Origin of the sequence: Actinomadura sp. KC216 (genome assembly GCF_004348535.1) — a bacterium.
In the GTDB taxonomy this organism is placed as follows: domain Bacteria; phylum Actinomycetota; class Actinomycetes; order Streptosporangiales; family Streptosporangiaceae; genus Spirillospora.
This window is the reverse complement of sequence record NZ_SMJX01000281.1, coordinates 1-10,778: the sequence shown is the minus strand read 5'-3', so window position 1 is coordinate 10,778 and position 10,778 is coordinate 1. Positions and strand designations below refer to the sequence as shown.

Annotated in this window: 15 protein-coding genes and 1 pseudogene; 12 read left to right on the top strand and 4 right to left on the bottom strand. The window is 67.0% G+C overall.

Annotated elements, in window-relative coordinates; translation table 11 throughout:
* Nucleotides 1–206 (bottom strand): annotated as a pseudogene (locus E1264_RS33360) (ATP-binding protein); the annotation flags it as partial.
* 140 nt (nt 207–346) lie between these two features.
* On the opposite strand from E1264_RS33360, the gene E1264_RS33355 reads away from it, so the two are divergent.
* From E1264_RS33355 to E1264_RS33320, 8 genes are all read left to right on the top strand, one after another.
* The gene (locus tag E1264_RS33355) at nt 347–1,174 is read left to right on the top strand and encodes a helix-turn-helix transcriptional regulator (RefSeq protein WP_132179917.1); all 828 of its coding nucleotides are present in this window, start codon (nt 347–349) and stop codon (nt 1,172–1,174) included.
* Nucleotides 1,162–1,356 carry a DUF397 domain-containing protein gene (locus E1264_RS33350; RefSeq protein WP_132179915.1) on the top strand — a complete coding sequence of 65 codons (195 nt, stop codon included), beginning with the start codon at nt 1,162–1,164 and terminating at the stop codon, nt 1,354–1,356. Before E1264_RS33355 ends, E1264_RS33350 begins: the two co-directional genes overlap by 13 nt.
* Before the next feature lie 85 nt (nt 1,357–1,441).
* On the top strand, nt 1,442–1,687 hold the full coding sequence (locus tag E1264_RS33345; RefSeq protein ID WP_132179913.1) for a hypothetical protein: 246 nt from the start codon (nt 1,442–1,444) through the stop codon (nt 1,685–1,687).
* On the top strand, nt 1,659–2,174 hold the full coding sequence (locus E1264_RS33340) for a DUF6879 family protein (protein WP_132179911.1): 516 nt from the start codon (nt 1,659–1,661) through the stop codon (nt 2,172–2,174). The genes E1264_RS33345 and E1264_RS33340 overlap by 29 nt, the downstream gene beginning before the upstream one ends.
* A gap of 20 nt (nt 2,175–2,194) precedes the next feature.
* Nucleotides 2,195–3,046, top strand: a complete 852-nt coding sequence (locus E1264_RS33335; RefSeq protein WP_132179909.1) for a helix-turn-helix transcriptional regulator — start codon at nt 2,195–2,197, stop codon at nt 3,044–3,046.
* 228 nt (nt 3,047–3,274) lie between these two features.
* The gene (locus E1264_RS33330) at nt 3,275–4,414 is read left to right on the top strand and encodes an adenosylhomocysteinase (protein WP_243711319.1); all 1,140 of its coding nucleotides are present in this window, start codon (nt 3,275–3,277) and stop codon (nt 4,412–4,414) included.
* On the top strand, nt 4,411–4,959 hold the full coding sequence (locus E1264_RS33325) for an NUDIX domain-containing protein (RefSeq protein ID WP_132179907.1): 549 nt from the start codon (nt 4,411–4,413) through the stop codon (nt 4,957–4,959). Before E1264_RS33330 ends, E1264_RS33325 begins: the two co-directional genes overlap by 4 nt.
* A gap of 235 nt (nt 4,960–5,194) precedes the next feature.
* Nucleotides 5,195–5,905 (top strand): phosphotransferase, encoded by a 711-nt coding sequence (locus E1264_RS33320; RefSeq protein WP_165964508.1) that lies wholly within the window; start codon nt 5,195–5,197, stop codon nt 5,903–5,905.
* Here the strand turns inward: E1264_RS33320 and E1264_RS33315 are convergent.
* On the bottom strand, nt 5,889–6,395 hold the full coding sequence (locus E1264_RS33315; RefSeq protein ID WP_132179903.1) for an FkbM family methyltransferase: 507 nt from the start codon (nt 6,393–6,395) through the stop codon (nt 5,889–5,891). The genes E1264_RS33320 and E1264_RS33315 overlap by 17 nt on opposite strands.
* Before the next feature lie 359 nt (nt 6,396–6,754).
* On the opposite strand from E1264_RS33315, the gene E1264_RS33310 reads away from it, so the two are divergent.
* Complete coding sequence (locus E1264_RS33310; protein WP_132179901.1) at nt 6,755–7,273, top strand: hypothetical protein; 519 nt, start codon at nt 6,755–6,757, stop codon at nt 7,271–7,273.
* 93 nt (nt 7,274–7,366) lie between these two features.
* Here E1264_RS33310 and E1264_RS33305 read toward each other — a convergent pair whose 3' ends face one another.
* Nucleotides 7,367–7,855, bottom strand: a complete 489-nt coding sequence (locus E1264_RS33305; protein ID WP_132179899.1) for a pyridoxamine 5'-phosphate oxidase family protein — start codon at nt 7,853–7,855, stop codon at nt 7,367–7,369.
* Nucleotides 7,856–7,981: 126 nt separating this feature from the next.
* Here E1264_RS33305 and E1264_RS33300 point away from each other — a divergent pair, with 126 nt between their 5' ends.
* The 3 genes from E1264_RS33300 to E1264_RS33290 all read left to right on the top strand — a co-directional run bounded on the left by E1264_RS33300 (nt 7,982) and on the right by E1264_RS33290 (nt 10,182).
* Entirely contained in the window at nt 7,982–8,362 is a 381-nt protein-coding gene (locus tag E1264_RS33300; protein WP_132179897.1) for a hypothetical protein, read from the top strand.
* 102 nt (nt 8,363–8,464) lie between these two features.
* The gene (locus tag E1264_RS33295; RefSeq protein WP_132179895.1) at nt 8,465–9,226 is read left to right on the top strand and encodes a helix-turn-helix domain-containing protein; all 762 of its coding nucleotides are present in this window, start codon (nt 8,465–8,467) and stop codon (nt 9,224–9,226) included.
* 56 nt (nt 9,227–9,282) lie between these two features.
* Nucleotides 9,283–10,182 carry a hypothetical protein gene (locus E1264_RS33290; RefSeq protein WP_132179893.1) on the top strand — a complete coding sequence of 300 codons (900 nt, stop codon included), beginning with the start codon at nt 9,283–9,285 and terminating at the stop codon, nt 10,180–10,182.
* A gap of 20 nt (nt 10,183–10,202) precedes the next feature.
* On the opposite strand, the gene E1264_RS43900 is transcribed toward E1264_RS33290, so the two are convergent.
* On the bottom strand, nt 10,203–10,778 hold a 576-nt coding region (locus E1264_RS43900; RefSeq protein WP_165964507.1), incomplete at its 5' end, for an MmpS family transport accessory protein.

The window sequence follows — 10,778 nt, the reverse complement described above, 5'->3', positions numbered from 1 at the left end:
TCCCAGACCTCCACGACATAGGCGTGCGTCCGCGAGTAGGCGGCCACCCGGATCTTGTCGGTCTTGGCGTGCCGGATCGCGTTCGTCGCCAACTCCGACCCGATCAAGCGCACATCGTCGTTGTCGACCGTCCAGCTCTCCGCGATCTCCGCAACGTGATCGCGGGCCCTCTTCGCACTGCCCTTCTCACTCGGAAGAATGATCATTCCGCCCGCCCTCCCTTCCCATCCACCTGCTGATTTGCGGTTCCCAGCGTGGAGGGACGGGGTTAGGCTTGACGATAGGAAGCACGACCACAGCAGAATGACAAGACCTCAGCCCCCGGTGTACCGAGGTGTATCCGCACATGGCGAACAACCGAATGACGCCGCGCACATTCCTTGCTAAGCAGATCCGGCGCCTTCGCGGATCAATGAGTGATCCCGACACCGGCAAGGAGATGACCCCGGCGGGGCTGGCCAAACTGGTATATAGAAGCGAATCTCTCGTCAAAGCATGGGAAACCGGACGCCGCGTCCCGCAACCCGACGACCTGCGGCGCCTGGACGAGATTTTCGACACCAAGGGGCTTCTGGAGGAGATCGGCAGGGACCTCGTCAAGGACGAGCGCGCGCCGGAGTACATGGACAGATGGCGCGAGATCGAAGAGCATGCGACATCGCTTCGCTCACATCATCCGCTTCTCGTGCCCGGGTTGCTTCAAACCCCGGAATACGCGCGTGCGGTCATCAGGTCGTCTGGAAGGAAGGTTGATGACGTAGAGAAGCAGGTTCAGAAAAGGATGGAGCGACAGGAGGTTCTGGCGCCTGAGAACGACACGATCGTCGTCGTGGTCCTGGACGAGGGTGCTCTGTATCGGCCGATCGGTGGTCCGAAGACGATGCACGACCAGCTCCTCAAGTTGCTAGATATGGCCGAATGGCCGAACGTATGGATCAAGATTGTTCCGTCGACGGTGGGAGAGTACGCCGGGTTAGCGGGCAACTTCCACATCGCGACTATGGACGGTCGGGGATTCGCCTGGGTGGACGATGCATTCAGTGGCGATGTCCTCGAACACCCCGAGAGTGTCGCCACGATGGAACGTGTCTGGGAAGCGCTTCGTGACAAGGCACTTCCGAGAGAACAATCAATCGAGCTTATATCGAGGGCAGTGGATCGATGGAAAATGTGAATTGGAAGAAGTCTTCCCGCAGTGGAAACGGTGGTCCGGATTGTGTCGAGCTGGCACGTATTGCGAACGCAGTTGCCGCACGGGACAGCAGGAACCCGCGTGGCCCGCGCCATGAGTTCAGTGTGGCCGCGATGACGGCGCTCTTCGCTGACATCCGGCGTGGCCGGTACGACCTGCCCTGATCGAGGTAGCGGAAGAATTCCCCAGGGCATGAGCCCGGGGAATTGGGCAGCGAATCATCGCAAGACTCGAAGGTGGGAGGACGTCATGCGGCTACGGTTCCTCGCGATCGACCCGGGCACGGGAGGGGACCACTGTCCGGCGGTCTTCGTGGACGAGGAAACCGGTGACCTGGTGTTCCAGGGCACCACCGTCTCTTCATCGGCCGACTTGGATCAGGTTGCCGAACATAGCCCGATCGCAACGTACGAGTCCGTCGTACGACTGCCCGCCCGCATGCGGACCCGCATCTTGGAGGCGCTCAGTGACATCGACAGTCCCCCCGTTCAGTGAACTGATCGCGGCGACGACGTCCTCGGCCGTGCATCTGGAGATGCGGGACGCCTACACACCCGCTGACCCGGTCTTCCAGGAATGGCTGGCCGGTCGGGTGAACATTGAGGAGCCCGCCTATCCCGGCTGGCTCGAACTCGTCCGCGAACATGTTGCCCGAGGGGTGCGCTTTCGGCGTGCACGGATCGTATCCGAGCCGCTGGCCGCCTTCACCCGGTTCGAGTACGAGATTACGCCCGCGCTCAACCTGGCAGCGGGGGAGCAAGTGCGGTGGCTGCCCCGGCGGCGCGCATCTGACCTCTGCCTTCCCGGTAACGACTTCTGGCTGTTCGACGACCGGTTGGTCCGCCTCCATCACTTCTCGGGCGATGGTGAGATCGTCGAAGACGAGCTTTCAGATGATGCGTCACTTGTCAAGCTGTGTGCCGCGGCCTTCGAGGCCGTATGGGAACGCGGGATCGACCATGCTGAGTACCGGCCCGCCTGATCCTCGGTATTCGATGAATCATGCCGGTTTCACCGTCCTCCAGTGTTCAGCGGGCGCGGCGGGACGTCGCGCAGCGTCTACGCGAGCTCAGATTGGACGCCAACCTGACCGCGCGGGCGTTGTCGGCCTCCGCCGGCTGGCACGAGTCCAAGACGTCCCGCATCGAGTCAGCGCAGCAGGCGCCCTCTGACGAGGACGTTCGCACCTGGTGCGCGGTCTGCGCCGCCCCCGGTCAAGTCGCTGACCTGATAGCCGCCTCTCGGGCGGCCGATTCGATGTACATCGAATGGCAACGTCTTCACCGGACGGGGCTGCGCCACATCCAAGACTCTCGTGTTCCGCTCTATGAGCAGACCCGTCTTATGCGGGTCTACTGCTCCACGGTGGTCCCCGGTCTCTTCCAGACTTCCGCCTACGCACGGGCACTCCTGACGGACATCACGCGGTTTCAAGGAACACCCGACGATGTGGAGGCTGCGGTAGGGGCACGGCTAGCACGGAATGAAGTACTACGTCGAGGAGACCACCGTTTCACGGTTCTCATCGAGGAATCCGTGCTTCGCTACCAGATCGGTGACACCGAAATTATGGCTGGACAACTCCGGCATCTGCTGTCGGTCATGTCGCAGCCTTCGGTGTCACTCGGTATCGTCCCCTTCGCGGCATGCCAGCGCCGTATGTGGCCTTTGGAGACCTTCACGGTGTTCGATGACGAGCGCGTGCACGTTGAGTTGCTGTCGGCACAGGTCACGCTTACCGCACCCAGCGAAGTAGCCGTCTATGTCAGCGGCTACAGGGAACTGGCCGATCTTTCTGTTGTGGGCGCTCCGGCCCGGGCTTTGATCAATGCGGCCCTCGAAGCGCTCGACTGACCGTCGAGGAGGCTGGACGCAAATCTTCGCAAGTCTGTAGTCCGTGATGTGCACCCCACCTTAACGTTCTGGACAGCACGCACCCTGCTGGAACATGCGAGGAGGGGTTCGGATGGGGTTGTTGGATCGGCCGTTCGGGGCACGTGCGACCGACCGTCAGCGGCAGCTTGACGCACCGGTGCTCATCAAGAGCGCGCTGGGGTGCGTCCACCTTCGGAAGGCCGAGGCGTGACCGCGCTGGAAGACTTCGAAATCTCGCGCGCCGAGGCATTCTTCCGCAAGGTGACCACCCGATACCAGGCCGACAGCGCCGCATCAGCGGTGGTGATCACGCATCTGCTCGGGGAACGGCCCGCATTTCTCCGGGCGGTAGGGCGGCTGGCCGAGATCGCGGCCGTGTTACCCAAGCCCAAATCGATCGATATGACCGTTCTCCATGAGATCACCGGGAAGATGCCGGTGGACGAATTGGACCGGGCCGCATTCTCCGACCCCGGCTACGCGTTGGATTACCTGGAGACGCGGGCGGCGGGGCGGCCGGTCGTGTTACTGGACGTCGGTGGATACTTCGCGCCGAGTCTGGAGCACCTGTGCGCGCGTTTCTCGGGTCGTCTGATCGGGGTTGTGGAGGACACCGAGAACGGCCACCGGCGATACGAAGCGCTGGGCAAGCTGCCGTGCCCTGTATTCAGCGTCGCACGTTCTCCGCTGAAAGATCCTGAGGACTACCTGGTCGGCCAATCGGTGACGTTCTCGGCCGAAGCGTTGATCCGCTCGCGCGGGGACATCCTGCAAGGGCGTCCAGCAGCGGTCATCGGGTACGGCAAGCTGGGCCGCTCGATCGCGGCGATGCTGCACGCTCGCCATGTGGGAGTCACCGTTTACGACTCCGACCCGGTGCAGCGAACTCAAGCCATGTCGCAAGGGTTCCGGACGGCCCCCGCACTCGGACAGGCGATTTCCGGAGCCGGGGTCATCGTTTGCGCCACGGGGAATCTGGCCCTGAAGGAAGACGACTTCGCGCGGGTCGCGAACGGCGCGTACATCGCCAGCGTCACCAGCAGCGACGACGAGTTGGAACTGGAGGCGCTGGACGGGTTGTACGAACGCACCCCCAGCGGTCCGCACGTCACCCGGTACGCCCGGACGGGCCACTACTTCTATGTCCTGGCCGACGGCAACGCCGTCAATTTCCTCCACGGAGCGAGCGTCGGCGCTTTCATCTTTCTCGTGCAGGCCGAGATCCTGGCGGCGCTCGGCACGTTGGCCGCAGCCGACGGCTACGAGTCCGGCCTGCATCAGCTGGACAGGACCGAACGCAGCCTGATCGCCGCGACCTGGCTGCGCTACTTCGATAGGACGTCATGAGCATCAGCACCGACGAGATCCGCACCACCACCGCCCGCTACCTGGCCGCCCACCCTGACGAGACCGACCACCTCAAGCCGTTCACCGCCGCACTGGAGACCGGGGCCGACCTGACCTCACGCAAGGAGTTCAACGGGGGACACGTCACCTGCGGAGCCGCGGTCATCGACGACAGGGGCCGACTGCTGCTCGTCCAGCACAAGGCGCTCGGCAGGTGGCTTCTGCCCGGCGGTCACCTGGAGCCGGGGGAGGAATCTTTGCCATACGCAGCCCTGCGCGAATTGGAGGAGGAGACCGGCATCTCGTGGCATGGCGCTGTCCCTCCGCCCGGTCACGACGTCACCCCGGTGGACATCGATGTACACATGATCCCGGCCAACCACGCCAAGGGTGAGCCCGGGCATTGGCACGCCGACTTCCGCTGGATGTTCTGGGTGAAGGAGCCCAAGGTCGTCGTCCAGGCAGAGGAGGTGGACGGCTACGCCTGGCGGTCCCGAGACACTGCCCCAACCCCCAAACTGGCGGCCAAACTCGCCGTTCTGTAGTGCGTTTCCCGGCCCGCGACTCGTCCCGAGTAGCGGGTCGGGAAAGGCGACTGCGGACACCGGTCTGCGGTCCCCTGGACGCCGGTGACCGCCGCGCGCTGATCCCGACCGGCCGCGTACCCGACGCGCTCATCGAGGCCGCCGTCACGGCCGCGCTGGCCAGTCCGCATTCGACGGCCCACCGGACCTGGCTGCCGCGCTGGGGACGCTCGACACGGCCGGGGTGGTGCCGGGCGTGCGGACGGTGGTGAAGGTGAGGCGGCGGCTGCACGAACGGCTGGAGACCGTCCAGCACTTCGAGGGGCTGCGCACTGAGATCGGCATTCGGGCGCCACGCCTGCTGGACGCGGGAACGGTCGGGGAATCGTGGTGGGCCGTCCTGGAACGCCTCCCCGGCACGCAGGCGGACCACCCGACGCCCGCACGTCAGCGAGAACTGGGCCGTCAGCTCCGGCTCTGGCACTCCCGGCGGCCCGGCGACGGCCTGCGCCTGGACGCTCCCGGCGCGCTGGGTGTCCTGCTGGGCTGGGCACGGACCGCCGTCCCGGACGCCTACCAGGACATCGCGGAGCACTTCGCCGCGGCTTGCCGGGGCCTCCCCATGACCGCGATCCACGGCGACGCCGCGGTGTGCCACAACACGCTGTTCGACGGCGACGTCCTGACAGGGCTGCTCGACCCGGGCGCGACCGAGTCCGGACCGCCGATGCTCGACCTCGCCTGGTCCCTGGCCGTCGACATGCCACGCGGCGCAGACCCAGGCCCGCTCATCGAGGGCTACGGCACCGACGCCGTCGACCAGGACGCCCTGACCGCACTGCTGCCGCTGATGATTCTGCGCCGCCTCATCGACACCCCGGTCCTCGGACTCGCCGGAAGCGACGGCGCGTGGATCACGCAGTGGCTCCGCGACCACCGTCCTGACCTGCTCACTCTGGCCCAATGAGCCCGGCCCGGCGGGCGCACGCATACGGGATGTAGTTGTCCAGCACGTTGGCGGGCACGGCAAGCCGCTCATGCAGCTTTGGTTCGTCGTTGCGTGCGTAGAAGCGGTTAAGGCCATCGAAGAGCGCCAGCCTGTACCCGGCCTCTAGGACGTGAGGCTCCCACTTCTGGTGGCTCGGCCGGGCCGTCAGCGGGACGGTCGCCTCGACCACGATCGCCCGTGGTCTCCACGCCCGAAGGTCGGCAGAGCGAAGGACGGCGGCCTCCGCCCCCTCGACATCGACCTTCAGCAGGTCGAATCCTGGATTCGCATACGAGCCAAGGACGGTTTCCAGAGTGACGACCTCGACGCGCAGTTCCTCATGGCGCCAACCGTCCGCGAGATGCATTTCCAGGACGTCCCTGCGAAGGGTGCTGAGACCGCCGCCGCCTGTCTTTCCCCGCCCTGGGACGACCCGGAAGAACGTCGTGATGCCCGGTTCGTCCCCCACGGCCGCCCCGCAGGTTCACATCGCCCGGTCGGGCCTGCTCCAGGTGGGCGTGGCGGTCCGGCAACGGCTCGATGTTGACCCCTCGCCAGCCCAGGGCGTCCACCAGGTTCTTGGTGAGCGAGCCGCTGACGGGCTCACCGGCGCCGACGTCCACGAAGAACCCGCCCCGGTGGCCGGCGAAGGCGCGCATCAGCACGACATCCTCCGCGTTGCCCCCGTACGCGATCAAGTCATAGCCGCCCACACGTGCCAACCTACGGCTGGAGAGCGGCTGCTACCGTCGGCTGCCTCACCTGCCCCGCCAACCTCAGAGATGGCCTGTGATGCAGCCGCTTCGTCCTGATGCGACCCTCGCCGATGTGCAGGAGTACGTCGAGAAGATGGAGATCGAGCGCGGCCTGGCCGGGCTCAGCCTGGGCTCCCAATGCCTCAAACTCGCTGAGGAGATCGGTGAACTGGCCGCCGCCAGTGGCGAGGACGACGAGGTCCCAGGGGAATGCGTCGACGTGTTGATCCTGCTGGCCTCGATCCTCAACCGTGCCGGTATCGACCTTGAGCGCACTGTCGCCGATCGCTTCCCCGGGACCGGTCGCGTCACCCTGGCTGATCTACCCGCCCGCATGGCCGGCAGCGATCTTGTTGGTCTCGATGTGGCCGGACTGTGCGTGCGGGCGGCGATCGAGACCGGAGAGCTGTGCCGGGCCGTCCGCAAGCTCAACGGCGCCCCTTCCGACCCGGGCGGCCGGACCGTCGTCCTGGCCGAAACCTGCGCTGACCTCGTTCTCCTCCTCGGGGCATTCGCGCACCTGCTGTCATTCGATCTGGCCGAGGCCTTCCGTGCCAAAGAAGAGATCAACAACAGCCGCGTCTGGACGTGAGCATGTCCGCCGCTCGGTGCGTACCGCGCGCCCAGCCGTCCTGTCGTGGACGACCTGGTCTGACCGATGGCTGGTTGCTGTGGACGGGGCGTGTCAGTCGACTGGGGTGTCCAGCCATTGGCCGTCGCGCATGACCGTGCGTCCGGCGAATTCGTGGAGGCCGTTCCAGACCTGGATGCGCGTGGGGTGCAGGCACAGGTAGACGAACGTGCCCTCCGGGTAGGTGCGGGGGTCTGTGGAGACCTTGGCGTAGCGCTCGGCGATGTCGGCGTCGATGTCGGGGACGTTGATCAGCGTCGCGCTGGTGTCGATCATGACGACATCGGCTGTGTCGCCGAGAGCGACCCGCGCTTGTGGGTGTCCCTTGATGTTGGCGACGGTGCGGCTCTTCACGAAGGTCGCGGTATACAGAGCCGAGCCGTCCCAGGCGAGGGCCACGGGGATCAGATGCGCACCGTGGCCGTCGCTGCCGGTGGCCAGCCACATCTGGAAGCTGGATTCGAGCCGCTTTCGAGCGAAGGCCCGCCGCTCGGCCAGGCTGCGCGGGACCGGGATCGAGGCGACTTCTATGTCGGCGTGCATGACGCTCCTCCTTCACGTGGGGCCTTTGGGGCTTTACCTCTAGACGAATGGCGCTGCGCGCGCTTCGACACATCGCCGGACCTTTGCCACTGTCCGAACCGGCCACGAGGTCATTGAATGAGGGGTATGGAGTTACTGGCAGGCCTCCTGCGGGGGCTGATCGCCCTGGTGGGACATGTGGTGGCGGCGATCGACTGGTCCGCGCTGGGCCGGGGGAGGCGCCGGCGGCGTCGGCTCGACAGATTGGAGCGGGGCGAACCGGTCGCGGTCCCTGGTGTCCTCAAGGATCCGGAGCTGACCGGTGGCCGGCGCCAGGTCGGCAGGCTCTGTCTGGGGGATGGGCCGGTGATGTGGCAGGACAAGGACAAGGCGGTGGTGTTCGCCCCCGGGCCGCTGGCCCTGGTGACGGCGGACGAGTCGGAGATCGCCTTCCGGTCCGAGGACGGGCGGACCGAGCTGCGGCTGCACCCCGATGAGGCCCCATACGTGCTCAAGGCCCTTCGCTAGCAGGCGCCACGGCCGAGGTTGCGATCGCGGAAATGCGTCGGGGGAGGAGTGGCACGCGTGGAGTTGGTGCGGTGTTCGGCGCCCTTACTGCCGGATGGGTCGGTGTTGCGGTGTTTTGGGTATCGCGGGTACTTCGCGCAGGCGCGGGCGCGGCGGCTGGCGCCGGGCGGGGACGTGAAGCTGATCGTCCGGCTCGGGGACCCCTTACGGTTCGCGGCCGGGGCGTCCGGGGCGGTGCCCGCGACGGCCTCGGCGTTCGTCGTGGGGCTCAATGACGGGCCGGGACGCACCGTCCACGCCGGTGACGTGCACAGCCTCCAGCTCCACCTGACGCCGCTCGGTGCGTACCGCGTGCTCGGCGTGCCGATGCAGGCGCTGAGCGGCGCGGCGGTGGAACTCGCCGAAGTGCTCGGCCGTCCCGTGGTGGACGAGCTGGTCGAGCGCCTCGCGACCACCGATGACTGGGACGCCCGGTTCCGGCTGATCGGCCAGATGCTCGGCGAGCGCACGGCAGCCACCGCCCCGCCGGACCCGGCGGTCGCGTGGGCGTGGCGGCGGCTGAGCCGGTCCGGCGGCGGCGTCGGGGTCGGTGAGCTGGCCGCCGAGCTGGGGGTGAGCCGCCGGCACCTGACCCGCAGGTTCCATCACCAGGTCGGCCTGCCGCCCAAGAGCCTCGCGCGGGTCCTGCGCTTCCGGCGGGCCGTGCGCCTGCACGCCGAGATGCCGGGACGGTCCTGGTCGCGCATCGCCGCCGAGTGCGGGTACTACGACCACGCGCACCTCGACGCCGACTTCCGCTCGCTGGCCGCCTGCACCCCCACGGAATTCGTCACCAGGTCAGATGGGTTCTCGCTTCCGTCCTGAATGGCCTGTCCCAATTTTCCAAGCTTTCGTGGTGTGCGCGTCCTTAGCGTCGCGCTATGCCCCTCACTCTTCGTGCGGCTGTTGCCGTCTCCGTTCTGGCCGCCCTGCTCCTGAACGCGGCGATGCTTCTCGATCAGTTCGCCGGAGCGCCGCTGCGCACGGCGTTCTGGCCCCTCATGTGGTCGACGGCCCTGCTCTTCTTCGCCGCCATGGCCGACCGGCAATGGGGACGGACGATGCTCGCGGTGCAGGCCGGGCTCACCGTCCTGATGTCGTCGACACTCGTGTTCACCGAGCCGGGCGAGCTGGACACCGTGGAACGGACGGACGCCGCGGTCGGGCTAGCGCTGGCGAGCGCGGCGGGCCAGATCATCGCCGCGGCGCTCGCATGGCTGCCGCCGTCCACCGCGTACGTGCGCGGTGGCCGTAGCCGGGAGCTGTCCCCGAGGGTGCGCAAGATCGTGCTGGTCGTCCACGTGACGAGCTCGGTCGCGTGGCTCGGGATCATCACGGTGCAGGGCACGCTCGGCATCACCGCCGTCACCGCCGACGACCCCGGCATGGCGGGGGCCATGTTCACCGCCATGCTGGTCATCGACGCCGTCTTCCTCGGCCCGGCCGCGTTCCTCGCCCTCTTCTCCGGCATCGTGCTTGCCGCCGGGACCCGCTGGGGCCTGCTGCGCCGGTGGTGGGTGGCGACGAAGTTCGCCCTCATGCTCGTCCTGATGGTGCTGCCGATCAGCGCCTGGCAGGCGGTCCCCGTCGACGGCCACGCGCTCGTCGAGGCCGGACGGCCCATGGCGGACATCCGCGACGCGCTCGGCGCCACCCCGTACCTCGCCATGATCTCCCCGGTGCTGGCGCTGTTCGCGGTCATCCTCTCGATCACCAAGCCGTGGGGCCAGACCGCCCTCGGCCGCCGCACCCGCCCGACGCGGGCCCGAAGCGGCGTGTGAGCGACCAGCGGTGGGGTGCCTTACTGGCTCCAGCGGTTGTACGAGCATGACGCGACCGCATAAGGACCGGTGGAGGTGTTACTGGTGACGACCTTGCCGTCCACCCTGATACGGCAAGTGACCGAGCCGCGTTCGCCCGAGTTCTGGGCATTGACCTGAAGGACGTCAGAGCCGCCGACGTTCCGGGATTCCGCCTTCCGCCACGGAAGCGGCTGGCTGGTGGCCTGCGAAGGGTCCTTGCCGAACGAGTAGGTGATGTCTGCTCTGGTCGCGCCGCCGGAGCCGCTCGCCTCAAGCACCACGCGCGTCCGCTTTTCCTCGATCTCGTTTCCGATCTCGTTGCCGAGCGCCACGAAGAAGATGATGACGATCGCTCCGGCCAGGATGCCGATGTAGCCGAGGATCAGTCCCGCGATGGCCATGCCCCTGCCGCTCTGGCCTGTCCGCTTGATCTGCGACAGCGACACGTGTCCCAGGACGACCGCGAGGATGCTTCCGATCCAGCACAGCCAGGTGATGCCAAGGACCAGCGACGCGATGGCCAGCGTGTTCGTCCCGCCCGGACGCGGTTGCCCGCCTGGTGCCCCGGGTGGCCC

What these genes read in the sequence shown, in the direction of transcription:
- E1264_RS33300 (WP_132179897.1), top strand. Translation starts at nt 7,982, where the DNA reads ATGGAGTTACTGGCAGGCCTCCTGCGGGGGCTGATCGCCCTGGTGGGA.
- E1264_RS33345 (WP_132179913.1), top strand. Translation starts at nt 1,442, where the DNA reads ATGCGGCTACGGTTCCTCGCGATCGACCCGGGCACGGGAGGGGACCAC.
- E1264_RS33355 (WP_132179917.1), top strand. Translation starts at nt 347, where the DNA reads ATGGCGAACAACCGAATGACGCCGCGCACATTCCTTGCTAAGCAGATC.
- E1264_RS33335 (WP_132179909.1), top strand. Translation starts at nt 2,195, where the DNA reads ATGCCGGTTTCACCGTCCTCCAGTGTTCAGCGGGCGCGGCGGGACGTC.
- E1264_RS33305 (WP_132179899.1), bottom strand. Translation starts at nt 7,855, where the DNA reads ATGCACGCCGACATAGAAGTCGCCTCGATCCCGGTCCCGCGCAGCCTG.
- E1264_RS33350 (WP_132179915.1), top strand. Translation starts at nt 1,162, where the DNA reads ATGGAAAATGTGAATTGGAAGAAGTCTTCCCGCAGTGGAAACGGTGGT.
- E1264_RS33325 (WP_132179907.1), top strand. Translation starts at nt 4,411, where the DNA reads ATGAGCATCAGCACCGACGAGATCCGCACCACCACCGCCCGCTACCTG.
- E1264_RS33290 (WP_132179893.1), top strand. Translation starts at nt 9,283, where the DNA reads ATGCCCCTCACTCTTCGTGCGGCTGTTGCCGTCTCCGTTCTGGCCGCC.